Below are 25,071 nucleotides of genomic sequence, written 5' to 3' on the forward strand. Positions count from 1 at the left end.
ACGCCCGTCTCCGGCCGCACCGCGACCGATCAGCGTGAATTGGGCAGAATGGGAGGCGTGATGGAGATCGACTGGGAGCGGCTGCGGGCCGCCGCCACCGAGGTCATGCGGCACGCGTACGCGCCCTACTCGAAGTTCCCGGTCGGGGCGGCCGCCCTGGTCGACGACGGGCGGGTGGTGGTCGGCTGCAACGTGGAGAACGCCGCCTACGGCGTGGTCCTCTGCGCCGAGTGCGGGGTGGTCTCCTCCCTGCACGCCACCGGCGGCGGCCGGATCGTCGCGCTCTCCTGCGTCGACGCCACCGGCGAGCCGCTCATGCCCTGCGGGCGCTGCCGGCAGCTGCTCTGGGAGAACGGCGGCCCGGAGTGCCTGGTCGAGACGAAGGGCCGGCCGCTGCGGATGGCCGAGTTGCTGCCGCACGCGTTCGGCGTGGAGGACCTCGAGGCCGTGGTCGGCGAGACCCCGCTGCCGGTGGTGCCGGAGCGGCTGGCCGCCTGGCGGGGCCGGGGCACCGTCTTCGTGCACCCCGACCTCTCCGCCGGGCAGCAGGTCTGGACGGCGTACTGGGAGCGGTCGGCCGGGGACACCGAGGACGCCGAGACCGGCGTGCTGGAGGAGGGCCCGACCTGGGACGACCCGGCCGAGGCGATCACCTGGGGGCTGGCCCGGACGCCGCGCGTCGTCGTGGTGGACGCGTCGGGCACCATCTTCTGGGCCGGTGAGGGTGACCCGCCCCTGGAGATCCCGATCCGCTGGTCCGGTGCGTGAGCTTGGGGATCGCGGTTCGTGGCTCGGTTCCCCAACGACGAGGAAAGATCATTCAATGAGTGCATTCACGGCGGTTGACGTCATCCGGGCCAAGCGGGACGGGGGCGTGCTGAGCGACGGCCAGATCGACTGGGTGGTCGACGCGTACACCAGGGGGTTGGTGGCCGACGAGCAGATGTCGGCGCTGGCCATGGCGATCCTGCTGCGCGGCATGACCGCCCCGGAGATCGCCCGGTGGACCGCCGCGATGATCGCCAGCGGCGAGCGGCTGGACCTCTCGCCGGTGGCCCGGCCGACCGTGGACAAGCACTCCACCGGCGGCGTCGGCGACAAGATCACCCTGCCGCTGACGCCGCTGGTCGCGGCCTGCGGCGCGGCCGTGCCGCAGCTCAGCGGCCGGGGCCTCGGCCACACCGGCGGCACCCTGGACAAGCTGGAGTCGATCCCCGGCTGGCGGGCCGCGCTCGGCAACGACGAGTTCATCGCCCAGCTTCGCGACGTCGGCGCGGTGATCTGCGCGGCCGGCGACGGGCTGGCCCCGGCCGACCGCAAGCTGTACGCGCTGCGCGACGTGACCGGCACCGTCGAGGCCATCCCGCTGATCGCCAGCTCGATCATGAGCAAGAAGATCGCCGAGGGGACCGGGGCGCTGGTGCTCGACGTGAAGGTCGGCTCGGGCGCCTTCATGAAGAACGTCGACGACGCCCGCGAACTGGCCCGGACCATGGTCGAGCTGGGCGGCGCGCACGGGGTGCGCACGGTCGCCCTGCTCACCGACATGTCCACTCCGCTCGGCCTCGCCATCGGCAACGCGGTCGAGGTGACCGAGTCGGTCGAGGTGCTGGCCGGCGGCGGCCCGGCCGACGTGGTGGAGCTGACCCTGGCGCTGGCCCGGGAGATGCTGACCGTGGCCGGCCTGCCGGACGCCGACCCCGAGGCGGCGCTGCGGGACGGCCGCGCCATGGACGCCTGGCGCGCGATGATCCGGGCGCAGGGCGGCGACCCGGACGCCCCGATGCCGACGGCCGGCGAGGTCGAGGTGGTCACCGCGACCGAGGACGGCTACGTCGCCGAGATCGACGCGTACGCCATGGGCGTGGCCGCCTGGCGGCTGGGCGCCGGCCGGGCGCGCAAGGAGGACCCGGTGAGCATCCCGGCCGGCGTGGTGCTGCACAAGCGCCCCGGCGACCCGGTACGCGTCGGCGAGCCCCTGTACGAGCTGCGCGCCGAGCACGCCGAGCGGATCCCGGCCGCGCTGGCCGAGGCGGAGCGGGCGGTGCGGATCGCGCCGGCCGCCCCCGCCGCGAAGCCGCTGGTGATCGAGCGGATCGGCTGAGCTTTCCCGGTCATGGTGCCGTGCCGACCGAGCCGCTATTCTCGCAGGCCAAGGGGGGACCGACCGGCGATGAGCCGTTGCGAGCAGACAGGGACCTGAGCCGTGCGCGTACCCGCCCCTGACCCCCGCGCCGTTCGTGAGGCGAGCCTCGACGAGCTGTCCCGGCTGGGTCTCCCGCTGCCGCCCCCGCAGTTTCCGCTGGTCTGGGAGCCGGGGGACGAGATCGAGCTGCGTCCCACCCCGGACATCGAGGCCCGGATCGCGGTGCTGCACGTGATCCTTGCCCGCTGCTTCGGGATGCCGGCGCGGGCCGCGATGAGCTGGCTTCTGGAGTCGCACCTGGTCGAGATGGTGACCCCGCCGGAGTGGCAGTTCGTGATGGGCGGCAAGGGCGACCACCGGTCGTTCGTGCTGCACCACGACGCCCTCTTCTCGCTGGCCTGGGTGCTCGGGCTGGCCAAGGAGCTGGACCCGACGGTGCCGGTGGACGAGCGGCTGGTCGAGCGGATGCCGAACCTGGTGACCGGGGAGACCTTCGGCCAGTGGCGGGCCCGGATCCTGGCCGCCCCGCAGCATCCGGCCGACGCGGCCGCCCTGCTCGACCTGCACTACTGCCTGGACTGGGCGTACCTGGAGTCGGAGGAGGCCGGGCTGGCGCCGCCCGGGCTGGTGGACGCGAACGCCATCGGGCAGCGCCGGTGGGCGCTGGAGTGGGCGGTGGTGCTGCGCGGGCCGTACCACGACGACCCGCCGGGCTGGGAAGAGGTCGACCTCTCCACCTGACCGCCGGTCAGCGGGGCCGGTGCACGCCGAGCCGCACGGCGAGGGTCACCGGCACCGGCTCGGGCAGCGCGGCGATCCGCTCGGCGAGGCGGGCCGGGTCGGCGTGCCAGGCGCTCGGGCCCATCCCGACCAGGGTGGCCACCTCGGTCCGGCTGAGTTCCAGCCGGACCCGGTGCTCGACCGCCGACTCCTCGGTGAACTGCCCGCTCAGGCTGCCGGCGACCCGGTCCGCCTTGGCCGGGTCGACCCGCAGCAGGTCGAGCGCCTCGACCAGTTCGGTGAGGTGGTCGGCGGCCGGGGTGACCACCAGCAGCGCGCCGGCCGGGTGGAGCACCCGGTGGAACTCGGGGCCGTTGCGCGGCGCGAAGACGTTGAGCAGCACGGCCGCGGACCGGTCGGCCAGCGGCAGCCGCTGCCAGGTGTCGGCGAGCGCCGCGGCGGCGCGCGGGTGGGCGCGGGCCGCGCGGCGCAGCGCCGGCTTGGCCACGTCCAGGGCCAGGCCGACGGCGTCCGGCAGCGCCGCCAGCACCGCCGCGAGGTACCAGCCGGTCCCGGCGCCGGCGTCCACCACCAGGGGGTACGCGTCGCGACAGGAGCCGGACACGATCTGGCGGGCGGTCGCGGTGAGCGCGGCGGCGACGGGTTCGTAGTGGCCGGCGGCCAGGAAGTCGGCGCGGGCGGCGACCATCTCGGCGGTGTCCCCGGTGTGCGGGGCGCGGCCGGCGAGCAGGTTGACGTAACCCTGGCGGGCGACGTCGAAGCTGTGCCGGCGCGGGCAGCGCAGCGCCCGGGCGGTGCCGGCGGTGGTCTCGGCCAGCGGCTCGGCGCAGACCGGGCAGCGTAGCCGGTCGAGGATGCGGTGGTCCACGTCAGCCCTCCGGTGTGGTCCGGCGGCCGGACAGGCGGTCGACCACCCGCTGGGTCAGCGCGCCGAGCGCGTCGATCTCCTCCGGGGTCAACAGGTCGATGAGGTGTCGCCGGACCGCGGCGACGTGGCCCGGGGCGGCGGCCTCGATGGCAGCCCGGCCGGCCGGGGTCAGTACGACGACCGAGCCGCGGCCGTCCGAGGGACATTCTTCCCGGCTGATCAGGCCGCGCTGCTGCATCCGAGCCAGATGGTGGGACAGCCGGCTGCGCGACCAGAGCATCCGGTCGGCCAGCTCGCTGAGCCGCAGCCGCTGGTCGGGCGTCTCGGAGAGGTCGGAGAGGACGTCGTAGTCCGGCTCGGAGAGGCCCGCGTCCTGCATCAGCTCCCGGGCCAGCTCCAGGTCGAGCAGGCGGCGCATCCGGCGGTAGCCGCGCCAGGCCCTGTTCTCGCGCGCGTCCAGCCAGCGTGGGGCGTCCATGTGCCGAGCCTAACCGACTTGTTGACATGTCACCAAACCCGCTCTACGGTCGATGACATGTCAACCACATTGCCGACGCGGCTCGTGCGGCTCCTCGCCGGCCTGGCCCTCTTCGGCGCCAGCGTGGCGCTGATGGTCCGTGCGGATCTCGGCCTGTCCTCCTGGGACGTGCTGCACCAGGGCCTCGCCGCCCGAACCGGTCTGCCGCTCGGGTGGGTCGTCAACGGCGTGGCGCTGCTGGTCCTGCTGCTCTGGTTCCCGCTGCGCCAGCGGCCGGGCGTCGGGACGGTGGCCAACGTCGCGCTGGTCGGCCTGGCGCTCGACGCGGTGCTGGCGGTACTGCCGCCGCTGTCCGCGCTTCCCGCCCGGATCGGCCTGCTGCTCCTCGGCGTGCTGCTCAACGGGGTTGCCACCGGCCTCTACCTCGGCGCCCGCCTCGGGCCCGGGCCCCGGGACGGCCTGATGACCGGCCTCGCCGCGCGCGGTCTGCCCGTCGGCCGCGTCCGCACCCTGATCGAGCTGGCGGTGCTCGCCGTCGGCTGGCTGCTCGGGGGCACGGTCGGTCCCGGCACTCTGCTGTACGCGTTGGCCATCGGGCCGCTCGCCCAGTTCCTCATCCCCCGACTCGCCGTGCCGGTCCCTGGCCGGCCCGCCCCGACAGGAGTGACCCCGCCATGCCCCGCCTGAACGTGATCGTCTGCCAGCACCCGACCCGGCCGGGTGGGCCGCCGGATCGGTGACTGGTTCACCACGGCCGCCGTCCGCCACGGCGCCTTCGACGAGGTACGCCTGGTCGACCTCGCCGAGGTCGCGTTGCCCTTCCACGACGAGCCGCACCACCCCTCAGAGGGGATCTACCTGCACGAGCACACCCAGTCCTGGAGCGCGACCACCGCGGCGGCGGACGCCTTCGTGCTGGTGATGCCGGAATACAACTACGGCTTCAGCGCGCCGCTGAAGAACGCGATCGACTACCTCTACGACGAGTGGCGGCACAAGCCGGTGGGCTTCGTCAGCTACGGCATGACGTCCGGCGGCCTGCGGGCGGTGCAGATGATCAAGCAGGTGGTGACCACGTTGAACATGGTGCCGGTCAACGAGGCGGTGACGATCTTCCTGCGGCAGGCGCTCGACGACGCCGGCGAACTGCGGCCCGACCCCGGGCGGGACGAGGCGGCGGACCTGATGCTCGACCAGCTCGCCCGGCTGGCCGTGGCGCTCGCCCCGCTGCGGGCGGTGGCGGCGTGACCGCCCGGCTCTGGGAGCTCTTCGGCGAGCGGGGGCGCGGGGTGCTGGTCACCCTGCGCCGCGACGGCCGGCCGCAGCTCTCCAACGTCGACTACCTGGCCGAGCCGGGGCTGATCCGCTGCTCCACCACCGGCGACCGGGCGAAGGTGCGCAACCTGCTGCGCGACCCGCGGGCCAGCTTCCACGTCAGCACACCTGACGGCGGGGCGTACGCGGTGGCCGAGGGGCCGGTGACCGTCACCCCGCCGGCCGCGGCGGCCGACGACGCCACGGTCGAGGAACTCGTCGAGGTCTACCGGCGGATCCGGGGCGAGCACCCGGACTGGGCGGACTACCGGGCGGCCATGGTGGCCGACGGCCGGCTGGTGCTCCGCCTCACGGTCGAGCGGGTGTACGGCTGGCGGCCGTGAGCCGGCCCGGTCCGGTGCCGTGCCCCGGCCCTCGGTGACTAGGGTCGGTGCATGGCAATCTCGTACGAGGACATCGTCAAGGTCCCGAAGGCGCTGCTGCACGACCACCTCGACGGCGGTCTGCGGCCCGCGACGATCGTCGAGCTGGCCGCCGAGGCCGGCCACGAGCTGCCCACCACCGACCCCGAGGCGCTGGGCCGCTGGTTCGCCGAGGCGGCGAACTCCGGTTCGCTGGAGCGCTACCTGGAGACGTTCGCGCACACCGTGGCGGTCATGCAGACCGGGCCCGCGCTGCGTCGGGTGGCCCGCGAGTGCGCGCTCGACCTGGCCGCCGACGGGGTGGTCTACGCCGAGGTCCGGTTCGCTCCCGAGCAGCACCTGGAGCAGAACCTGACCCTGGACGAGGTGGTCGACGCGGTGGTCACCGGCTTCCGGGAGGGCAGCGCCCTGGCGGCCGAGGCGGGCACCCCGATCCGGGTCGGCACGCTGCTCACCGCGATGCGGCACGCGGCCCGCTCGCAGGAGATCGCCGAGCTGGCCGTCCGGCACCGGGACACCGGGGCGGTCGGCTTCGACATCGCCGGAGCGGAGGCGGGCTTCCCGCCCACCCGGCACCTGGACGCCTTCGAGTACCTCCAGCGGGAGAACTTCCACTTCACCATCCACGCCGGCGAGGCGTTCGGGCTGCCGTCGATCTGGCAGGCGATCCAGTGGTGCGGCGCGGACCGGCTGGGGCACGGCGTCCGGATCGTCGACGACATCACGCCCGGGAACCCGCCGATGCTGGGCCGGCTGGCCGCGTACGTCCGGGACAAGCGGATCCCGCTGGAGCTGTGCCCCTCCTCGAACGTGCAGACCGGGGCGGCCGCGTCGATCGCCGACCACCCGATCGGGCTGCTGCGCGACCTGCGCTTCCGGGTGACGGTGAACACCGACAACCGGCTGATGAGCGGCACCTCGATGTCCCGGGAGATGGCCCTGCTGGTGGACGCCTTCGGCTACGGCTGGAAGGAACTCCAGTGGTTCACCATCAACGCCATGAAGAGCGCCTTCATCCCGTTCGACGAGCGGCTGAAGATTATCGACGAGGTGATCAAGCCGGCGTACGCCAAGCTGATCGGCTGATCACAGCTGCCGCGGGTGGCCGGCCAGCAGGGCGGCCACCCGGCGCAGCACCTGCCCGGCCCGGGCCGCCTCGGCGCCCAGCCCGGTCTGCCGGCGCAGCACCGCCGGCTCGGCCCGCAGCAGCGCCACCCCGCGCCGGATCAGCACCCGGGGCGCCTTGCGCTGCTGGGCCAGGTCGCGGGCGAGCCGTCGGACGAAGGTCGCGCCGCGCGGGCGGCGCAGCGCGTACGCCCCGGCGAGCAGCCCCCGGCGGCGGCACTCCGCGACGATCTCGGCGGCGAAGATCCCTTCGGCGACGAAAAGTGGCGATCCGTCGACGTCGAATGGCCGGGTGGCCACCCGCCGGTCCGCGCCGATCGCATAAACCGGCACTTCGGCCTTGCCCTCCCGGGCCAGTCGGGCGATTGTTTCCACCGCTGTTTCCGCATCCCAGGACAGCGGGGACTCCCAGTCCACCGCGCCGTTCCGACGCGGCAACGTAGGGTCATCGCCGTCCTTGTAGAAGTCATCGAGGCAGAGGACGGGAAGTCCGGTTCGTTGGGCAATATACGACTTTCCGGAGCCGGAGGGCCCGGCGAGCAGGACGACGCGGTGCGGGTGTTCCATTACTTTGAGTAACTCCGGCCAGACGGATTGCTATCAAATTGCATCAACATCTCATCACACCTCCGGCGAGGAACAACCTGGGCTTTCTTCTTGCGGGGCGGCGTGATGGAATCTCGGAGGTCCGACCCGCCGGGTCGGTCGCTCGGCGTTGCCCACGGGCCACGCCGGACGCGGTAATGCGAGGGCGGTGACGTGAGCAAACGGCCATCGACGGCGGGCTCCTTCCTGTCGCGTCTGAGCCGGCCGGCCAGCCGGCTCCGCGACATGCCGATCTGGTCCAAGCTCGGCCTGATCATGATCGTGCCGACCATCGCCACGGTCGTGGTCGGCACCAGCGGTCTGGTCGACCAGCTGGAGACGCTCAACAATGCCAACCGGGCCGGCAACCTGGCCACGCTGATCGGCTACTCAGGTGATCTGGTCGACAAGCTGCAGGACGAGCGGACCGCCGCCGTGCTGCTGCTGAGTGCCGAAGACCCGAAGGTCAAGGCCCGGTACAACGACGTCTACACCCATGCGGGCCAGGAGGTCGACAAGGCGCAGGGGAAGTACTCGCAGCAGCGCGTCGTGCTGGAGGAGCTGCCCCCCGCGCTGGAGAAGACCCTCGACGGGATCGACCAGGACCTTGAAGACCTGTCCGGCTCCCGCAGTCAGGTCTTCAACGGCAAGATGTCGACCAGCTTCGCGGTCAAGGGGTACGACGGCCTGATCAGCGAGCTGCTCGCGGTCCGTGACTCGAGCACCCAGCTCGCCGGCGACAGCGACCTGAGCGACCGGATGCGCGCCGCCGCCGCCGTCGCCCGCAGCAAGGAGTTCCTCTCCGAGCGCCGGGTGGTCGTGCACCTCGCGCTGGACCGCGGCCGGCTCGACCAGTCCCTGCGCACGGACTACATCAAAACCGTCACCGCCGAGCAGCAGGCGATCGAGTCCTTCACCGCCGTCGCCAACGGGTCCGAGAAGGAGCTCTACCAGCAGACGGTCGCCGGGGGCGACCTGCGCGAGGTGTCCTCCTACCAGGGCCAGATCGCCGGCAACGAGTCCGGGACACTGACGGGCGTCTCCTTCGGTGCGGACCAGTGGGACACCGCGATGGTCGGCAACGCCAAGTTGGTCCGTACCGTCGAGTCGCGGCTCGACGGCGACGTGGTCAAGCAGGCCGACCAACTCCGTTCGGACGTGCAGCGCCAGGTCTTCCTGCAGGCGGGCCTGCTGCTGAGCATGCTGCTGCTGGCGATCCTCTTCGCCTACCTGGTCGCCCGCTCGATGGCCCGCTCGCTGCGCGACCTGCGGCAGGGCGCCCTGTCGGTGGCCCAGTACGGCCTGCCGCAGGCGGTGGCCCGGCTGCGCGACCCGCAGGTCACCGGGCAGCTCTCCCCGGTGCAGCTGGCCAACCAGATCGCCGAGCCGCTGCCGGTGCGCAGCAAGGACGAGTTCGGTCAGGTGACCGAGGCGTTCAACGCCGTCCACCTGGAGGCCGTCCGGACCGCGGCCGAGCAGGCCGCCCTGCGGGCCTCCGTCGCGACCATGTTCGTCAACCTGGCTCGCCGGTCGCAGATCCTGGTCGACCGCCTGATCGGCCACCTCGACCGGCTGGAGCGCGGCGAGGAGGACCCGGACCGGCTTGCCGAGCTGTTCCAGCTCGACCACCTGGCCACCCGGATGCGCCGCAACGACGAGAACCTGCTGGTCCTCGCCGGCGCGGACTCCACCCGCGTGCAGCGCGAGCCGGCCGCCCTGATCGACGTGCTCCGCGCCGCCCAGTCCGAGGTCGAGCACTACACCCGGATCGAGTTCGGCGTGATCGACCGGGACATCGAGGTCGCCGCGCACGCGGTCAACGACCTGGTGCACCTGGTCGCCGAGCTGTTCGACAACGCCACCGCCTTCTCTCCGCCGGACTCGCACGTCATGGTGGAGGCCCGGCGGGTGGGCGACCGCGCCTCCCTCTACGTCGAGGACCGGGGCATCGGCATCAGCTACGAGCAGCTCCGTGAGCTGAACGAGCGGCTGGCCACGCCGCCGCAGGTGGATGTGGCGGTCTCCCGGATGATGGGCCTGGTCGTGGTCGCCCGGCTGGCCTCCCGGCACGGCGTCAAGGTCGAGCTGCGGCCCGGTGCCGACCGGGGCACGGTCGCCGACGTCACGCTGCCCCCCTCGGTCCTGGTGCCGCGCGCGCTCTCCGGCCGCGGCCAGCCCGCGCCGGCGCTGCCGGCCGCCGGCCCGCAGCAGGGCGGTCCCACCCCGGCGTTCGGCGCCCTGGCCGCGCTGGGCAACGGCCCGCACACCCCGCCCCCGGGCCCGCACCCCGGTGCCTCCGGCAACCAGGTCACCCTGGGCGGGCGCTCCTTCGACCCGGCGTCGCGCAACGGCTCCGGCACCCCGGCCAACGCGGGCTCGGGCCGCGCGATGCCGGCCTGGTCCGACCTGACCGGCGCCGGCCCGCTCGCCGGCGGCGACGGCTTCACGCCGCGGAGCTCGAACGGCCAGCCGATCGACCCGCTGCCGCAGCGGCGCAACCCGGCCGAGGGCGACCCCGCCTCCACCGGCCAGCAGCCGGCCATCCCGCGGCAGCTGCCGAGCAGCCCGGAGGCGCGGCCGTACAACCCGCCGCCGGTCTCCGCCCCGCCGGTCCCGCCGGTGTCGGCGCCGCCGCTGCCGCCGGTCTCCGGTGTCCCGGTCTCCGGCCACCCGGCCTCCGGTTACCCCGTCTCGGGCTCCCCGGCCTCCGGTTACCCCGTCTCGGGCTCCCCGGCCTCCGGCTACCCCGTCTCCGGCTCGCCGGCCTCCGGCTACCCCGTGTCGGGTGGGCCGGTCTCCGGTCAGCCGGTGTCGGCCGCGCCGGCCGCGGGTCACCCGGTCTCGGTGCCCCCGGTGAACCAGGTGCCGCCGCGGCCCGCCCCGCCGACGCCCGCGTCGCACGTCGGCGCCCCACCGGTCTGGCCGCCGGTCGCCACGCCCGACCAGGCAGCGGCTCCGGCCGTGCCGGAGCGGCTCGCCGCCGGCCTGGACATGACCACCGAGCTGCCCCGGGTCACCCGCCAGGAGGCGCCCCCGGCCGTCAACCGGCCGACGCCGGCCCCCGCGCAGCGGCCGGCCACCCCGCAGCAGCCGGGCAACCGCCAGCGGTACGCGGACGAGACGATGGAGCTGCCGATCTTCCGGGAGCTCGAGTCGGCCTGGTTCCGTACCCGCCGGCCGGGGCCCAACGAGGAGGCGGCCGCAGCGCAGGCCGCGGCGACCAACGGCGCCGCGACCCAGCAGTTCGCCAAGGTCGACGCCGCCGGTCGGGCCGTCCAGCAGACACCACCCGGGACGACAGGTAACACGCCGATGGCACACACTGCGACGGCCGGCGGAGCGCCGCACGACAACGGCTCGGCGAACGGGGGCGCCCGTCCCGGTAACGCCGGTGCGCTGCCCACCCGGCAGCCCGCCGCCCCGCCGCAGCCCGGTTGGCAGACCGCGGCCGACGACGGATGGAAGGCCGCCTCCGCGGCCACCGAGGTCCCGGTCGCGGAGACCACTCAGAAGGGCCTGCCGAAGCGGAAGCCGATGGCGCAGCTCGTGCCCGGTGGCATCGAGAAGCCGTCCACGTCGGTGCAGCGCCGCACGCCGGAGGGCGTACGGGGTCTGCTTTCGGCCTACCATCGGGGCGTGCAGCGGGGGCGTACGAACCCGGCTGACAGCAACTCCACCGGCCCGGAGGGGACTCCGGGCGGGCAGCAGTCCTCGCAGTCTGACTCAGGCCCAGTGGCCGGGAGCGGGCAGAAGGAGCAACAAGGATGACAACTACGCAGGATCTCGGATGGCTGCTCGCCAACTTCGCCGACCGGGTGCCCGGTGTGGCGCACGCGGTCGCGGTCTCGGCCGACGGCCTGCTCCTCGCTTCGTCCCGTGACCTTCCGCGGGACCGCGCGGACCAGCTCGCGGCGATCGCGTCCGGCCTGGTCAGCCTGACCCAGGGCGCGGCTCGCTGCTTCGAGGGCGGGGCGGTGCTGCAGACCGTCGTCGAGATGGACAACGGCTTCCTGTTCCTGATGTCCATCTCGGACGGCTCGTCCTTCGCCGTGCTCGCCGCGCGCAGCTGCGACGTCGGGCAGGTCGGTTACGAGATGGCCCTGCTCGTCGACCGGGTGGGCGACGCTCTGACCCCGCAGCCGCGTACGGCTGTCGGGATGATGGGCTGAACGACGCGCTGACCGGTGGGTCAGGAGCGGCAACAACTACGACAAGGACGAATGCCACCGGGGCGAGCCGGTGCCGGGTACGAAGGAGGTGAGCGGCGACATGGTCGATCGTGACGAACCGACCGGAGCGTTGGTCCGTCCATACGCCGTGACCCGCGGTCGTACCCGTCCCCGGCTCGATATCGCCCTGGAGGCGCTCGTCGAGACGACGGTGCGCGGCCGGTCAGTTGCCACAGGCAACGGTGGCCAGGGCCGTGAGCACCAGTACATCGCCGCGCTGTGTGACGGACGCGTGCAGTCGCTCGCCGAGATCGCGGCGCGGCTGCAGCTTCCGCTCGGCGTGGCCCGGGTGCTCATCGCCGACATGGCGACGGACGGCCTGGTCGCGGTCCACGAGCCGACCATTTTGGACGACTCCGACGACGCGGTGGGCACTGAACTGCTGGAGAGGGTGCTGAGTGGACTTCGCAGGCTCTGACATGTCGCACCGGCCGCCGGCCCCGAGCGGGCGCGTGACGTCGGCGAAGATCGTTATCGCCGGTGGATTCGGCGTCGGCAAGACGACGCTGGTCGGCTCGGTCTCGGAGATCACGCCGCTGACCACCGAGGCGATCATGACTTCCGCCGGCGTGGGCGTCGACGACACCCGGCAGGTGCCGGGCAAGACGACGACCACGGTGGCCATGGACTTCGGTCGTATCTCGATCGACCGCGATCTGATCCTGTACCTGTTCGGTACGCCGGGTCAGACTCGGTTCTGGTTCATGTGGGATGAACTGGTCCGGGGCGCGATCGGCGCCGTCGTGCTGGTCGACACCCGTCGACTGGCCGACTGCTTCGCGGCCATCGACTTCTTCGAGCACCGGCGGCTGCCGTACCTGGTGGCCATCAACTGCTTCGACGGGATGCAGTACCACGACCCGCAGGATGTCCGGGACGCGCTGGCGATCTCCTCGGACGTGCCGGTGGTGGCCTGTGACGCCCGGAACCGGGAGTCGACGAAGCACGTGCTGATCTCGCTGGTCGAGTACGTGCTCACCATGCGGCGCTCGCGGGCTGTCACCCCCGCCTGACCAGGTGACGAAGCGCCCGGCGGCCATCGGCCACCGGGCGCTTCTCGCTGTCTGCGGTTCGGTACGCTGCGCAGCCGGCCGGTGACCGTCCCGGCGGGAGGGTCGGGCTCGGACGATCAGGCGGACAACCGCCGGGCGCCCCCGGGCGACCACGTAGGCGGCGAGCGAGTCGGGTTCCATGCCGCCGTGCCGGAGTCCGGGGCGGTGCCGCGGACGACGGCCCGGCGATGCTACGCAGTGCACTGCGCACCGCCCGCATCCCGGAGTCGCCGTGCAGCCCGTCGGCGGCCAGCGGGGCGACCCGCCGTACCCGCCGCGACCCGACCACTCCCGTCAGCCGGCCGGCCACGTGGGCGACGGCCGGGTGAGCTTGTAGCTGAAGGTGCGCGCGGCAAGCCCACCCGGCGTCAAGTCATCCGGGTGGGCAGGAACACGCAGGTGGGGCGGGACGCGACTTTGATCAGGACCGGTAGCCGGCGGACCGGTACTCGTACTCCCGGTCGTCGTCGCGGTCGCCGGTGTCCCGGCTGAAGTCCCAGCCGCCGGCCGCCTCCCGACCCGGGCGACCGCCGACGGCGAAGCCACCGATCTCCTGACCGCGACGCCAACCCCGGAAGTAGCCGGTGGTGTTCTCGGCGAGGCTGGCCGCGTTCCGGACGATCCGCAGTGGACGCTCCTCGCGCAGCGGCGAGCCCGGCACCAGGTTGGCCTGCGGGACCCGCTTGGGCAGTCCGGCCTTGGTTTCCGAGCCGACCGCCGGACGGGCCGCCTGCTCGGCCGCCTGCCAGCCGGTGTCGGCGGTGGTCGACCACTCCAGGTCGGCCTCGTCGCCGTGCCCGACGAACCAGGCCGACTTCGCCTGCGCGAAGATCAGCAGGTCGCCGTCGCCCTCGTCGGAGACCGGCGGCGGCCGGTGCTCCTTCGGCGCGGGCCGCCGCTCCAGCGGGGGCGGCAGCTCGGCGCGCGGCGGCAGCTCGGCGCGGGACGGCAGCTCGGCGCGGGACGGCAGCTCGGCGCGGGGCGCCGGGCCGTTCAGCCGGTTGGCCTCCGCCCGCTCGACCAGCCGGAGCGACGGCGTGTCCAGCCCCGGGTCGGTCGGCGGGTTCAGCTCGTCACGCAGGGCCCGGTCGGCCAGCGGCGGTGGCTCCACCAGCCGCAGCATCGGCGGCTCCTGCGGCAGGTCGTCGGCGAGCCAGGGCGGGGTGACCCGGCCCGGGTCGCTCGGCGCGTCCACGCCCCGCCCGTACGGGTAGGTCGGCGCCTCCTTGGCCCGGTCGTCCTGGTCGTCGCCGTTGTTGACCAGCGGCCAGTTGGCCCGGGAGCCCGGGGGAGCGGACTCCTGGCCGGGGCGGGGCGTCGGCACCGGGATGGTCAGGTCGGTGGCGCTGAACCCGCCGGTCGGCGGCTCCTGGTTGGTCTGGTTGGTCTTGGGCCGCGGCGGGATGATCGTGCGTTGCCGCTCGGCCCGCGCCTTGTTGATCGCGGCGGTGGTCAGCGTCGGGCGGAACGGCTCTCCGGCCTCGGCCGGGGGCACGGCCCCGCGCTGCGCCGGGGCGATCGGGGTGATGCCGGGCGGCGGCGGGGGCGGCGCGGAGATCGGCCGGTTGGTCGGCCCGTCCACCCGCGACGGTCGCGGCGCGCCGGTCGGCTCGGGGCGGGCGGGCGGCGCCGAGGCCGGCCGGCCCATGGCGGCCGGAGTGACCGGGGCCGGGGCGACGGGCGGCGGCGTGACCGGCGGCGGGGCCACCGGCGGCGGGCCGAGCGGCCGGGGCGCGGCCGGGCCGGCCGGACCGGAGACCGGCTCGGGACGGCTGCGCCGCCCCACCAACCCGGAGGCGGGCTCGGGGCGGCCGCGTCGGGCCGGCTCCTCCAACCCCGCGGAGACCGGCTCGGGGTGGCTGCGTCGGGCGGCCTCTTCCAAGCCGGCGGAGACCGGCTCGGGGCGGCCGCGTCGGGCGGGCTGTTCGGAGATCGGCTCGGGCTCGGTGGGGCGCACCGGGCGCAGCCCGGTGGCGGCCAGCTCCTCGACCTGCTCGCCGCGGCGGGCGGCGGCCCGGCGGCCGGGCGCCGGGGCGGGCGTGGTGACCCGGGCGTTGAGCGCGCCGACCAGCGCGTCGCAGCCGGCGTCGCAGGCCCGGACGGAGGCGACCGCCTGTCGTACGGTCTCGGCGACGGCGGCGGTGAGCGCCCGGTTGACGGTGGCCCGCCGGGGCGTCTCGGAGATGGCGACCCGCAGCGCGGTCACCGCGTCGTCGATGGTGTCGGCGTCGGCCACGCCCTCGGCGGCCAGATGCGCGGCGACGGCGTCCGCCGCGACCGATACCTCGCGGCCCCGGGCCACCGTGCCGACGAGCATGCCCGGCTCGGGCAGCGCGTCGAGGACGGCCAGGGAGACCGGCTCGGCCGGGTCGGGGTACGCGCGCAGCGCGGCCGGGTAGAGCTCGCGGAGCACCTCGCGCAGCGCCACCGCGGCGGAGTGCCGGCCGCTGGCCAGTGCGGCGTGCGCCGCGAGGACCTGCTTGTAGTTGGCGAGGTCGCGCGGCGCCGGGAGGGTCACTGCGGAGAGCGCGCCGGCCTGGAGCGCCCGGGCCAGCCCGACCGCCCGGCGCTCGGCCGGCGGGGACTGCATCTCCTCAAGGGAGTCGTCGTCGGCGAAGCGCTCGGCGAAGTCGTCGACCGAGTCGTCGTCCGCGATCGCCAGCGGCCGACCCGCCGCGCTGAGCAGCGAGGTGACCGTGTGGTCGTCGCTGTCGGCAGCGATGGCCGCACCGCTCGGCCCGCCCGACCGCTCCACGAGCAGCGCGACCAGCTGGGCGTAGCCCGCCGGGTCGTCGCCGATCTCGCAGACATGCAGCAGACGGCCTGCGTCGTCGACCACAGCGGACGTCAGCGCCGATCCGGCCGAAGCCGACCGGTCGGCCGAATCCGCCGAGGCCAGACCGCAGTACACGCGCACGAGCGCCACGGCGTCGTCCTCCTCCCGGGACTCAGGTCTTGCTCTGCCAGAGACTGATGCTCCCCGCTCCGGGTCAGTCGCGCCAGTCCACAACAGCAGAGATCTTGCCGACAATGGTGCGCCAACCCAAACTTGCGGTTTGTGCCCCGATTTTCTTCAGTCGGCGCCGGCCCATGAATCCACCGATTCCGCCATTGACAGAAGCGCGTAGCGCCTCGTCCAGATCGTCCAGGCTGGAGCCGGCGGAGAGCATGTCGAGCACGGCCGGTAGCCGCAGCGCGTACGCCAGGTCACGGGCGATCTCGCCGGCTTCGATCAACAGCGTGGGGTCCCACGCGTCGTGGCCGCCGCGGAGATTTTCCACCACCAGGTCGAGCTCGTAGGTGTCCTCGTCCAGCGGGGCGATGTCGGCCGGTTCCACCCGTTCGGACAGTTCATTCCAGCTGTCCAGTTGAGACAGGTCGTTGGGCGCACCGGAACGGATGAAACTGACCAGCGACTCCGGGGTCTTGAACAGCAGCAGCTTGCCGCGGTGGGTGAGGAAGGCGGGCACCTCCTCGTCACCCGCGGCGTCCGCCTCGTCCTCGTCCTCGGCCTCGTCGGCTTCCTCGGCCTCGTCGGCGGTGTCCTCGTCGGCGGCCGCCTCGGCCTTGCCGTGCTTGCGGCGCCCGGCCCGCTCCTCGTCGTCCTCCTCGGCGGAGAGGGCGGCGAACTCCTCGTCGAGGATCACCACCTCCTCGTCGTCCTCGGTCTCGACGACCTGGCGACGGGCCAGGAAGGGGTCGTCCTGGTCGCGCTCGGCGACGTCGGTCGGGGTCAGCTCCCGCGCCGGCCGGTACGCCCGCAGGGTGAAGCCGGTGCCGGCGGGCAGGGCGATCTCCACCGGGTCGATCCGCAGCTCGTCCCAGAGCGCGCGGTCCGCCGCCGGGCGGTCGACCTCGGCCTCGTCTTCTGCGGCCGACGCGGTGGTGTCGTCGAGCTCGGGCTCGTCGGCGTCGGGCCGTTGGGGCGACTGGCGGGCCACGCTGACCTCCGTGTGCTTTCGGGTTGCCCACCCGGCGGCGCTCGACCGCCGAGTGACTCTGCGCACATACCCTAGTGGGCGTCCCGTCGCGGCGGGGAGCCGCACCCCGGTGGCGTCCCGGCCCGCAGACAAGTAGTCTCGCTACACATGAAGGCCCAGGCGCTGCACGGACACCTGGACGCGTTGCTGCTCGCGGTGCTGGAGCAGGGCGCCCTGCACGGCTACGCGATCATCGAGGCGCTCCGGGCCCGCAGTGGCGGCACGCTCGACCTGCCCACCGGCACCATCTATCCGGCACTGCGCCGTCTGGAACGGGCCGGCTACGTGGCCAGCGCCTGGAGCACCGTCAATGGCCGGGAACGGCGCACCTACCAGCTCACCGAGGCCGGCGGCCGGGCGCTCGCCGGGGAGCGCGCGGGGTGGCGCGAGTTCAGCGCCACGGTGGGCCGCTTCCTCGGCACCGACGAGCCGCCCGCCGCCCCCGCCTGAGCTGCGGTCAGCCGGCGACGCGCGGCCCCCGCGTGGTGATCAACCAGTATCGGGCGGCCCGGGCCAGGGCGAACCAGCCGGCGCTCACCAGCACCGCACCAATGATCATCGGAGGCCAGGTCAGCGCCGCGTCCCAGAGGTGGACCGACCAGCCGAACAGAGCCCCGCCGGCCGCCGCGCCGACCGCCAGCCCACCGGTCAGCCCGAACCCCACCGCACGGGCCAGCCGTGGCAGCCGGGGTGAGCCGTACCGGGCGGCCAGCAGGCCGAGCAGCAGCCCGGCCACCGCCAGCCCGGCGATCACGCCCCAGATGCCGTTGACCGAGGCGGAGAGGAGCAGGTAACCCGCCGGTGGTCGGGGCCCGGCGCTCCAGCTCGACCCCCGCCAGGTCAGGTCGCCGGCGGCCATCAGCACCGCGGCCACCGCCAGCGCCCGCAGCGCCAGCCCGCGCAGCGCGCCCGCGGCCAGCTCGGCCTGGTAGCCGGGCACGAGCTGGGCCGGCGTTCCGAACTCGGCCACCGCCCGCCGCTCGGCCTCCGCCACCGGCAGGCCCACCTCCCGGTACGCCTCGACGGCGTCCTCCAGCGCGTGCCGCGCCTCGGTCAGCAGGTCGGCCTTGAGCCGGGCCGGCCCGTGCAGCTGCCCGGCCAACTCGCGCAGCCGCTCGTCGACGCGGATCTCCTCGTACCCCCGCATGGGACCACCCTGCCACCGCGGGCCGCCGTCCGCGTCGGGGAAAACCCCGGAAAGCCGCTCAGGGGGCCAGTGCCAGGTAGCCGCGCTCGGCCACCTCCTGGAGCAGCCACTGTTCCCGGTACCAGCCCGGCCGGGCCACCAGCTCCTCGTGCCGGCCGCGCTGCACCACCCGGCCCGCGTCGAGCACCACGACCTCGTCCAGCCCGGCGAGGCCGCTGAGCCGGTGGCTGATCAGCAGCACCGAGTGCCCGGCCGGGGTGGCGGCCAGCGCCGAGGCGAGCACCGCGTCCGCGGCCGCCGGGTCGAGCCCCTCGGTCGGCTCGTCGAGGACCAGCACGGGCGGGGCGGCCAGCAGCGCCCGGGCCAGCGCGAGGCGCTGCCGCTGCCCGCCGGAGAGCTGCCCGCCCTGCTCGCCGACCACGGTGTCCCAGCCCTCCGGCTGGGCGCGTACCCAGTCCAGCAGGCCGGCCGCCCGGGTGGCGGCGGTCAGCTCCGCCTCGTCCGCGCGGGGCCGCCCGAGCAGCAGGTTCTCGCGGACCGTGGCGTGGAAGACGTATGCCTCGGCGAGCAGGCCGCCGACCATCCGGGGCAGCTCCTCGGCCGGGTGGGCCGACACGGCCACGCCGTCCACGGTGACCTGGCCGGCGTCGGGGCGTACCGCCCCGGTGAGCACGGCGGCCAGGGTGCTCTTGCCGGCGCCGCTCGGCCCGACCACGGCCACCCGGCGGCCGGCCGGCAGGTCCAGGTCGATCCCGGACAGGGCGGCCGCCGCCCCCTCCCGGTAGCGGACGGTCACGCCCTCGAACCGGACGTCGTGCCCGCCCGCCGCCGCTGCGGCGGGGGTGGTGGGCGCCGGCTCCCCGGCCTCGGTGAGCAGGTCGGCCACCCGGGCCAGGCCGGCGCGGAGCTGGGTGCGCTGCCGGGCCGCCCCGACCAGCGCGAGGGAGACCTCGACGGCGGCCAGCGTGCCCACCGCCAGGACGCCGACCAGCACCCCGCCGACGCCCGCGCGCAGCGCCACGACCACCACGGCGGCGGCGGTGAGCCCGCCCACCAGCACCCCGGCCGCGTCCACCGCGAAGCCGGTTGCGGCGAGCCGGCGTTCCAGCCGGGCCAGGCGGCCGGCCCGGGTCTCGGCCGCGGCGAGCGCCGTGCCGGTCGCTCCGAAGGCGGCCAGGTCGGCGGCGCCGTGGGTCAGGTCGACCGCGTCCACCGCGAGTGCGCCCCGCAGCGGGGCCACCTCGTCGGCGGCCCGCCGGGTCAGCCCGGCGGCCAGCGCGGGCAGCGCCACCCCGGCCACGAGCAGCCCGACGGCGAGCACGCCCGCGGCCGGCGGCGAGATCAGCGCGGCGCTGCCGACGGCGAGCAGGCTCACCAGGGCCGCCGCCGCCCCCGGCACCAGCACCCGCAGCAGCAGGTCCTGCACCGCTTCCACGTCCGACACCAGCCGGCTCAGCGCGTCACCGCTGCGCTGGGTGGCGGTCTCTCGCCGGACGGTCAGGGTGGCGAAGACCCGGGCCCGGACGTCGGTGATCATGCGAAGCACCGCGTCGTGCCCGGCCAGCCGTTCGGTGTAGCGGAGCACGCCCCGGCTGACCGCGAGCGCGCGCACCGCGACGATCGCCACGGTCAGCCGGTCCAGCGGCGGCCGGCCGGCGGCGCTCATCAGCAACCAGGTGGCGGTTGCCATCAGGGCCAGCCCGGCGAACTCGGTGGCCGCGGCGAGCAAGCCGGCGCCCAGCAGGCGGCCCAGGTAGGGCCGGGCCAGCCGCAGCACCGCGCGCTCGGCGCTCGCGCCGCTCGGGACACCGGAGGCCGCCGCGGCGGCGACGGTCGGCGTCGGGCCGCCCGGCAGCAGTTCGGGAGGGCTCGTCTCGGCGGCGGTCGGCACGCCCGGGTCGCGACCGGCCGGGGTGACCCCGTCCCGGGCGACGCCGCCCGGTACGGCCCGGACCGGCTGGTCCGGTCGCTCCGGCAGCACGCCGTCCGCGGCCGCGCCGGGCACCCGGTCGCGTCGGCCGGTGTCGTCCGGCGGGTCGGGACGCTCGGGTACGACCGGTCCGTCGGTCATGGCGTCACCTTCCCGGCCGGTACCGCGCTCAGCTCGGTGACCCGGCCGTCCTCGACGCGGAGGATCCGGTCGGCGTCCTCCAGCAGCGCGGGCCGGTGCGCGACCAGCAGCGCGGTACGCCCGGCGACCAGCCGCCGGGTGGCCGCCAGCACGATCGCCTCGCTGGCGCTGTCCAGCCGGGCGGTCGGTTCGTCGAGGAGCACCATGGGGGCGTCCCGGAGGAACGCCCGGGCCAGCGCGACCCGCTGCCGCTGCCCGCTGGACAGGCCGTGCCCGCGCTCGCCGAGGGTGGTGCCGAGCCCGTCGGGCAGGGCGGCGACCACCTCGTCCAGCGCGGCGTCGGTGACCGCGCCGGCCAGCGCGGCGTCCGGTGTGGCAGGGGCGCCGAGGCGGATGTTGTCGGCCAGTGAGCCGGCGAAGAGGTGGGCCCGCTGCGGCACCCAGGCCAGCTCGCGCCGCCAGGCGTCGAGGTCGACGTGCGCGAGGTCGACCCCGTCGACGGTGACCCGGCCGGCGGTCGGGGTGACGAAGCCGAGCAGCAGGTTGAGGAGGGTGGTCTTGCCCGCCCCGCTGGGCCCGATGACGGCGACCCGCTCGCCGGGGCGGATGGTGAGCGTGACGTCCCGCAGCGCGGTGGTCCGCTCGTACGCGACGGTCACGCCCTCGAAACGGATCTCGCCCCGGCCGCCCGGCGCGGGCCGGGTGCCGCCGGGGACGGCCGCCTCGGGCGGCGCGGAGAGGGTGAGCGCCTCGTCGAGCGCGGTCAGTCCCTCCATGCTGGCGTGGAACCGGCTGCCCGCCGCCCGCAGCGGCAGGTACGCCTCCGGGGTGAGCAGCAGCACCAGCAGCGCGGTGGAGAGGGTGATGCCGCCGCCGAGCAGCCGGATGCCGACCGGCACGGCGACCAGCGCCACCGAGAGGGTGGCGACCAGTTCGAGGACCAGCGCCGACAGGAAGGCGATCCGCAGCGTCTTCATGGTGGCCTGGCGGTGACCGTCGGCCATCCGGCGTACCACGTCCACCTGGGCCCGGGCCCGGCCGAAGGCGCGCAGCGTGGGCAGCCCGGCGACCATGTCGAGGAAGTGCCCGCCGAGCAGCGACAGGCGCCGCCACTGCCGCTCGGTGGCGGCCTGCGCCTGCCAGCCGAGCAGCGCCCCGAAGACCGGGATGAGCGGGATGGTCAGCGCGATGATCAGCGCCGAGCTCCAGTCGGCGAGCACGATGCGGGCCAGCACGGCCAGTGGAACGGTCACGCTCAGCACGAGCTGCGGCAGGTAGCCGGTGAAGTAGGGGTCGAGCGCGTCCAGGCCGCGCCCGGCGAGGGTGGCGAGCTGCCCGGCGCGCCGGCCCGCGACCCAGGTGGGACCGTGCCGGCCGACCGCGCGCAGCAGGTCGGCCCGGAGCGCCGCCTTGACCGTCGCGGCCGCGCGGGCCGCCACCGTGCCCTGCGCCCAGCTCACCAGCGCCCGGGCGGCGACCGCCGCCACGAGACCGGCCAGTGCCGGCCGGTGCAGCCGCCCGTCGATCGCGGTGGCCAGCAGGGTGGCCAGCGCGGTGGCCTGCGCGACCACCAGCAGCGCGGTCAGCCCGCCCAGCACCGCGAGCACGGCGAGGTCGCGCCGGGCCGCGGGGACCCGGCGCAGCAGCCGCGGGTCGAACGGACGGCGGTTCACCAGTACACCGGTGCCCTGCCGTCGGTCCGTCCTCGGAACACCCACCAGCACATCGCCTGAAAGCCTAGTAGGGCCGGCACGAGCGGCAGCGCCAGCCAGCCCAGCAGCGCCAGGGTCGGCCCGCTCGCGGCGGCGTCCGCGACGGTCAGTGCGGTCGCCGGGTCCGCGGTGGAGACCAGTACCCGGGGCCAGAGCGCGGCGCCGATCAGCGGCGCCGGCAGGGCCAGTGCCGCGCTGGTCGCCGCGAAGGCCACCCCGGCCCGGCCCCGCCGCAGCGCCGCGCGGGCCACCAGCAGCGCCGCCACCAGCGCCAACGGCAGGAGTACGGCGATCGCCGGGCGTCCCACGGCGGCGCGTACCCGGTCGGAGAGCAGGCCCAGGACGGCGGCGGTGGCGACCGCGGTGAGCGCCGCCGGCACCAGGCTGCGGGCCAGCCGGGCGGCCGACGGCACGTCGGAGGCCGGCAGCCGCAGCGTGAGGAAGGTCGCACCCTGCACGGCGACCAGCGCGAGCAGCGCCAGCGCGGCGGCGGCCACGAACGGGGTGAGCAGGTGGCCGACGCCGGCCACGTGCCCGTCGCCGCCCGGCGGTACGCCCTGGAGCAGCCCGCCGAGCAGCGCGCCCCAGCCGAGCGCCGCCAGCACGCTGCCGGCCACCACCACCCGGTCCCAGCCGGCCCGGGCCGCCCGGCCCCGCGGCCGGCTGCGCAGCTGCACCCCGGCCGTCACCAGCACCACTCCGGCGAGCGCGGCGAGCACGGCCGGATAGCAGCCGGAGAGCAGCTCGCCCTCCAGGGTGGGGAAGGCGCCGAACAGGATGCCGACCGCGGCCACCAGCCAGACCTCGTTGCCGAGGAAGAACGGCCCGACCGCGTTCAGCGCGGCGCGCCGGGCCTCCGGCGTGGCGCCCCGGGCCAGCAGCAGCCCGACGCCGTAGTCGTAGCCGCCGAGCACGAGGTAGGTGGCGAAGAAGAGGCCGAGCAGGGCGTACCAGGCGAGTTCCACGGCGGGCCTCCCTCAGGCGAACACGGGGTGGGGGTGGTGGTCGGTGTCCGGCGCGGGTGGCCGGCCGAGCGCGGGATCATGGGCGCCCCGGGCGGCGTGCCGGGCCAGCAGCACCCAGTTGGTGACGGCGAGGGTGCCGAGCAGCAGGGTGAAGCCGATCAGCGAGGTGAGCATCAGCCCGGCGCTCACCGGCGAGACGGCCTGCCCGGTCGGCAGCAGCCCGTACGCGACCCAGGGCTGGCGTCCGACCTCGCGGGCGATCCAGCCGAGGATCACGGCGACGAAGGGCAGCGGCACGGCGAGCAGCACCAGCCAGAGCGGGAACTTCAACCGGATGATCCAGTCCCGCCAGAGCAGCGGCAGCAGCAACCAGGCGCAGCCCAGGGTGAAGCCGATCAGGATCATGAAGCCCAGGCCGACGTTGGACAGCACCGGCGGCGTGTAGTCGCCCGGGCCGAACCTCGCCGTCCACTCGGCGACCAGCGCGTCGCGGTCGGCCCCGCCGCCGAACTTGGTCGGCTGGAGTTCACCGACCGGGCCGAACTGCGCGAAGCCGAAGCCCTGGAGCGTGGTCACCGCGAGCGCCGCGGTGATCAGGCCGAGCCGCAGTGACTTGCGGAAGAGCAGGAAGTCCGGGGTACGCCGGATCAGGTGCCAGGCGCTGACCGCGGCCATCAGCATCCCGCCGGTGACCAGGCCGGCCGAGACCACGTGGCCGAAGGCGAAGCCGAGGGTGGGGTTGGTGAGCAGCGCGCCGAAGTCGGTGAGGTGGGCGACGCCGTCGCGGACCTCGTAGCCGACCGGGTGCTGGAGCCAGGCGTTGGCCACCATGATCCAGAAGGCCGAGGCGTACGCGGTGAGCGCGACGCCCCAGAGCAACGCCAGGTGGACGCCGCGCCGCAGCCGGTGCCAGCCGAAGATCCACATACCGAGGAACGTGGACTCCAGGAAGAAGGCGACCAGCGTCTCGATGGCCAGCGGGGCGCCGAATACGTTGCCCACGTAGCGCGACAGGCCGCTCCAGTTCAGCCCGAACTGGAACTCCATCACGATCCCGGTGGCGATGCCGAGCACGTAGTTGATCACGTAGAGCTGGCCCCAGAAGCGGGTGAGTCGCTCGTACACCGGCTTGCCGGTGACGAAGCCGGCGGTCTGCAGGCCGACCAGCAGGGTGACCAGGCCGAGGGTGACCACCACGAACAGGAAGTGGATCGAGGTGGTCGTGGCGAACTGCAGGCGGGCGAGGAGCAGGGGATCCATGGCCGTTCTCCCACGAGTTGACTCACTTGTCATAGCGAGCCTACACGTAGCATCGCTACCTATGCGGATCGGTGGCGGCTCCGGGCGGGCTGCGCACCGGTCAGCTCAGGAAGAGGGAGATCGGCAGGGCGACCAGCAGGGCCGCGACGGACAGCGCGGTGGCGCCGAGCACCCGGGGCGGCCGGTCGGCCACCAGGAGCCGCTGCACCCGTACGTCGAGGTCGCGGTCGCCGAGGCCGAGGGTGCCGGCCGGGGTGACCCGGTGCCCGGCGGCGGCGAACCGGCGCAGCGCGCCGGCCAGCGGCTCCTCCGCGTGCAGCTCGCGGGCCTTGTCGTCGGCGCGCATCTCGACCAGCAGGGCCACCCGCTCGTGGGCGTCCCGCACCCAGCGGAACCACGGCAGCGCCCGGCAGAGCGCGGTGAACGGCAGCAGCACGAGGTCGTGCCGCTCCTGGGCGTGCGCCCGCTCATGGGTGAGCACCGCCGCCAGTTCGGCCCGGTCGAGCAGGCTGAGCGTGCCGGCGCTGACCACCACCCGGGGCTTCACCCCGGGCAGGCAGTACGCGGCCGCGCTCGGGTGGTCGAGCACCAGCGCGCCGGGCACCGTCGGGTCGCGCCGGGCGACCAGGCTGAGCAGCTCCCGGTGCCGGCGCTGGGCGCGTACCGTGCCGTGGATGCTGCGCACGGTCGTGGTGAGCAGCACCGCGCCGATGCCGAAGCCGACCCCGACCAGACCGAGGTGTAACGCGCCGAGCCCGGCCGGCAGGGTGCCGTGGGCCAGGTCGTCGGCGAGGGTGAGCAGCGCGCTCCCCGTCGGCAGCTCGTACGCGGCCAGGCCGAGGGCCATGGGCAGACCCATGGCGGAGAGGCCGAGTGCCAGCCCGACCGCCTGCCAGCAGACGATCGCCACCCGCGGGGCCTGCCAGGTCCACCGCGCGGCGGCCAGGACCTGCGCGGTCAGCCAGCAGGCCAGGGTGGTCGCGGCGAAGTGCACGGCGTACGCCACGGCGGCCGC

23 protein-coding genes are annotated in these 25,071 nt (G+C 74.8%); 12 read left to right on the forward strand and 11 right to left on the reverse strand.

Annotation, left to right across the window (positions count from 1 at the left end):
• The first annotated feature begins 48 nt into the window (after positions 1–48).
• The 3 genes from AC0OLQ_RS04875 to AC0OLQ_RS04885 all read left to right on the forward strand — a co-directional run bounded on the left by AC0OLQ_RS04875 (position 49) and on the right by AC0OLQ_RS04885 (position 2,887).
• On the forward strand, positions 49–768 hold the full coding sequence (locus AC0OLQ_RS04875) for a cytidine deaminase (RefSeq protein ID WP_357334998.1): 720 nt from the start codon (positions 49–51) through the stop codon (positions 766–768).
• A gap of 55 nt (positions 769–823) precedes the next feature.
• Positions 824–2,104: a thymidine phosphorylase gene (locus tag AC0OLQ_RS04880; RefSeq protein WP_484530350.1), complete on the forward strand. Its 1,281-nt coding sequence runs from the start codon at positions 824–826 to the stop codon at positions 2,102–2,104.
• A gap of 102 nt (positions 2,105–2,206) precedes the next feature.
• A complete protein-coding gene (locus AC0OLQ_RS04885) occupies positions 2,207–2,887 on the forward strand; it encodes a DUF4272 domain-containing protein (protein WP_484530351.1) in 681 nt (226 codons plus the stop codon).
• 7 nt (positions 2,888–2,894) lie between these two features.
• Here AC0OLQ_RS04885 and AC0OLQ_RS04890 read toward each other — a convergent pair whose 3' ends face one another.
• Both AC0OLQ_RS04890 and AC0OLQ_RS04895 read right to left on the reverse strand, forming a co-directional pair.
• Positions 2,895–3,755, reverse strand: a complete 861-nt coding sequence (locus AC0OLQ_RS04890; RefSeq protein ID WP_484530352.1) for a putative RNA methyltransferase — start codon at positions 3,753–3,755, stop codon at positions 2,895–2,897.
• Position 3,756: 1 nt separating this feature from the next.
• Entirely contained in the window at positions 3,757–4,233 is a 477-nt protein-coding gene (locus tag AC0OLQ_RS04895; RefSeq protein WP_484530353.1) for a MarR family winged helix-turn-helix transcriptional regulator, read from the reverse strand.
• A 57-nt stretch (positions 4,234–4,290) separates the two neighbouring features.
• Here AC0OLQ_RS04895 and yczE point away from each other — a divergent pair, with 57 nt between their 5' ends.
• The 4 genes from yczE to AC0OLQ_RS04915 are packed head-to-tail and all read left to right on the forward strand — an operon-like array spanning position 4,291 to position 7,016.
• Complete coding sequence (yczE, locus tag AC0OLQ_RS04900; protein ID WP_484530354.1) at positions 4,291–4,920, forward strand: membrane protein YczE; 630 nt, start codon at positions 4,291–4,293, stop codon at positions 4,918–4,920.
• A 33-nt stretch (positions 4,921–4,953) separates the two neighbouring features.
• On the forward strand, positions 4,954–5,481 hold the full coding sequence (locus AC0OLQ_RS04905) for an NADPH-dependent FMN reductase (protein ID WP_484530355.1): 528 nt from the start codon (positions 4,954–4,956) through the stop codon (positions 5,479–5,481).
• Positions 5,478–5,891 (forward strand): PPOX class F420-dependent oxidoreductase, encoded by a 414-nt coding sequence (locus AC0OLQ_RS04910; protein ID WP_484530356.1) that lies wholly within the window; start codon positions 5,478–5,480, stop codon positions 5,889–5,891. Before AC0OLQ_RS04905 ends, AC0OLQ_RS04910 begins: the two co-directional genes overlap by 4 nt.
• 51 nt (positions 5,892–5,942) lie before the next feature.
• Positions 5,943–7,016 carry an adenosine deaminase gene (locus AC0OLQ_RS04915; RefSeq protein ID WP_357335020.1) on the forward strand — a complete coding sequence of 358 codons (1,074 nt, stop codon included), beginning with the start codon at positions 5,943–5,945 and terminating at the stop codon, positions 7,014–7,016.
• Here AC0OLQ_RS04915 and AC0OLQ_RS04920 read toward each other — a convergent pair whose 3' ends face one another.
• The gene (locus tag AC0OLQ_RS04920) at positions 7,017–7,430 is read right to left on the reverse strand and encodes a hypothetical protein (RefSeq protein ID WP_484530357.1); all 414 of its coding nucleotides are present in this window, start codon (positions 7,428–7,430) and stop codon (positions 7,017–7,019) included.
• A gap of 384 nt (positions 7,431–7,814) precedes the next feature.
• Between AC0OLQ_RS04920 and AC0OLQ_RS04925 the strand changes: the two genes are divergently transcribed.
• The 4 genes from AC0OLQ_RS04925 (at position 7,815) to AC0OLQ_RS04940 (ending at position 12,882) form a co-directional block, all read left to right on the forward strand.
• The gene (locus tag AC0OLQ_RS04925) at positions 7,815–11,408 is read left to right on the forward strand and encodes a sensor histidine kinase (RefSeq protein ID WP_484530358.1); all 3,594 of its coding nucleotides are present in this window, start codon (positions 7,815–7,817) and stop codon (positions 11,406–11,408) included.
• Positions 11,405–11,809, forward strand: a complete 405-nt coding sequence (locus AC0OLQ_RS04930) for a roadblock/LC7 domain-containing protein (protein WP_013283992.1) — start codon at positions 11,405–11,407, stop codon at positions 11,807–11,809. The genes AC0OLQ_RS04925 and AC0OLQ_RS04930 overlap by 4 nt, the downstream gene beginning before the upstream one ends.
• A gap of 100 nt (positions 11,810–11,909) precedes the next feature.
• Positions 11,910–12,287 (forward strand): DUF742 domain-containing protein, encoded by a 378-nt coding sequence (locus AC0OLQ_RS04935; protein WP_357335373.1) that lies wholly within the window; start codon positions 11,910–11,912, stop codon positions 12,285–12,287.
• A 1-nt stretch (position 12,288) separates the two neighbouring features.
• Positions 12,289–12,882: a GTP-binding protein gene (locus tag AC0OLQ_RS04940; RefSeq protein ID WP_357335027.1), complete on the forward strand. Its 594-nt coding sequence runs from the start codon at positions 12,289–12,291 to the stop codon at positions 12,880–12,882.
• 460 nt (positions 12,883–13,342) lie between these two features.
• Here AC0OLQ_RS04940 and AC0OLQ_RS04945 read toward each other — a convergent pair whose 3' ends face one another.
• Together AC0OLQ_RS04945 and AC0OLQ_RS04950 are read right to left on the reverse strand one after the other, a co-directional pair.
• Entirely contained in the window at positions 13,343–15,847 is a 2,505-nt protein-coding gene (locus AC0OLQ_RS04945; protein WP_484530359.1) for a DNA polymerase III subunit gamma/tau domain-containing protein, read from the reverse strand.
• Positions 15,848–15,911: 64 nt separating this feature from the next.
• Entirely contained in the window at positions 15,912–16,862 is a 951-nt protein-coding gene (locus AC0OLQ_RS04950; protein WP_484530360.1) for a DNA primase, read from the reverse strand.
• Between the two features lie 147 nt (positions 16,863–17,009).
• Here AC0OLQ_RS04950 and AC0OLQ_RS04955 point away from each other — a divergent pair, with 147 nt between their 5' ends.
• Positions 17,010–17,351, forward strand: a complete 342-nt coding sequence (locus AC0OLQ_RS04955) for a PadR family transcriptional regulator (protein ID WP_357335034.1) — start codon at positions 17,010–17,012, stop codon at positions 17,349–17,351.
• A gap of 7 nt (positions 17,352–17,358) precedes the next feature.
• Here the strand turns inward: AC0OLQ_RS04955 and AC0OLQ_RS04960 are convergent, their stop codons facing one another.
• From AC0OLQ_RS04960 to AC0OLQ_RS04985, 6 genes are all read right to left on the reverse strand, one after another.
• On the reverse strand, positions 17,359–18,048 hold the full coding sequence (locus tag AC0OLQ_RS04960; RefSeq protein WP_484530361.1) for a permease prefix domain 1-containing protein: 690 nt from the start codon (positions 18,046–18,048) through the stop codon (positions 17,359–17,361).
• A 58-nt stretch (positions 18,049–18,106) separates the two neighbouring features.
• Complete coding sequence (cydC, locus tag AC0OLQ_RS04965; protein WP_484532273.1) at positions 18,107–19,939, reverse strand: thiol reductant ABC exporter subunit CydC; 1,833 nt, start codon at positions 19,937–19,939, stop codon at positions 18,107–18,109.
• Positions 19,940–20,115: 176 nt separating this feature from the next.
• A complete protein-coding gene (gene cydD / locus AC0OLQ_RS04970; RefSeq protein WP_484530362.1) occupies positions 20,116–21,792 on the reverse strand; it encodes a thiol reductant ABC exporter subunit CydD in 1,677 nt (558 codons plus the stop codon).
• Entirely contained in the window at positions 21,789–22,796 is a 1,008-nt protein-coding gene (locus AC0OLQ_RS04975; protein WP_484530363.1) for a cytochrome d ubiquinol oxidase subunit II, read from the reverse strand. Before AC0OLQ_RS04975 ends, cydD begins: the two co-directional genes overlap by 4 nt.
• 12 nt (positions 22,797–22,808) lie before the next feature.
• The gene (locus AC0OLQ_RS04980) at positions 22,809–24,056 is read right to left on the reverse strand and encodes a cytochrome ubiquinol oxidase subunit I (RefSeq protein WP_357335045.1); all 1,248 of its coding nucleotides are present in this window, start codon (positions 24,054–24,056) and stop codon (positions 22,809–22,811) included.
• A 100-nt stretch (positions 24,057–24,156) separates the two neighbouring features.
• Entirely contained in the window at positions 24,157–25,062 is a 906-nt protein-coding gene (locus AC0OLQ_RS04985; RefSeq protein ID WP_357335047.1) for a M56 family metallopeptidase, read from the reverse strand.
• Positions 25,063–25,071: the final 9 nt, after the last annotated feature.

Source organism: Micromonospora sp. Utrum1 (assembly GCF_057197805.1).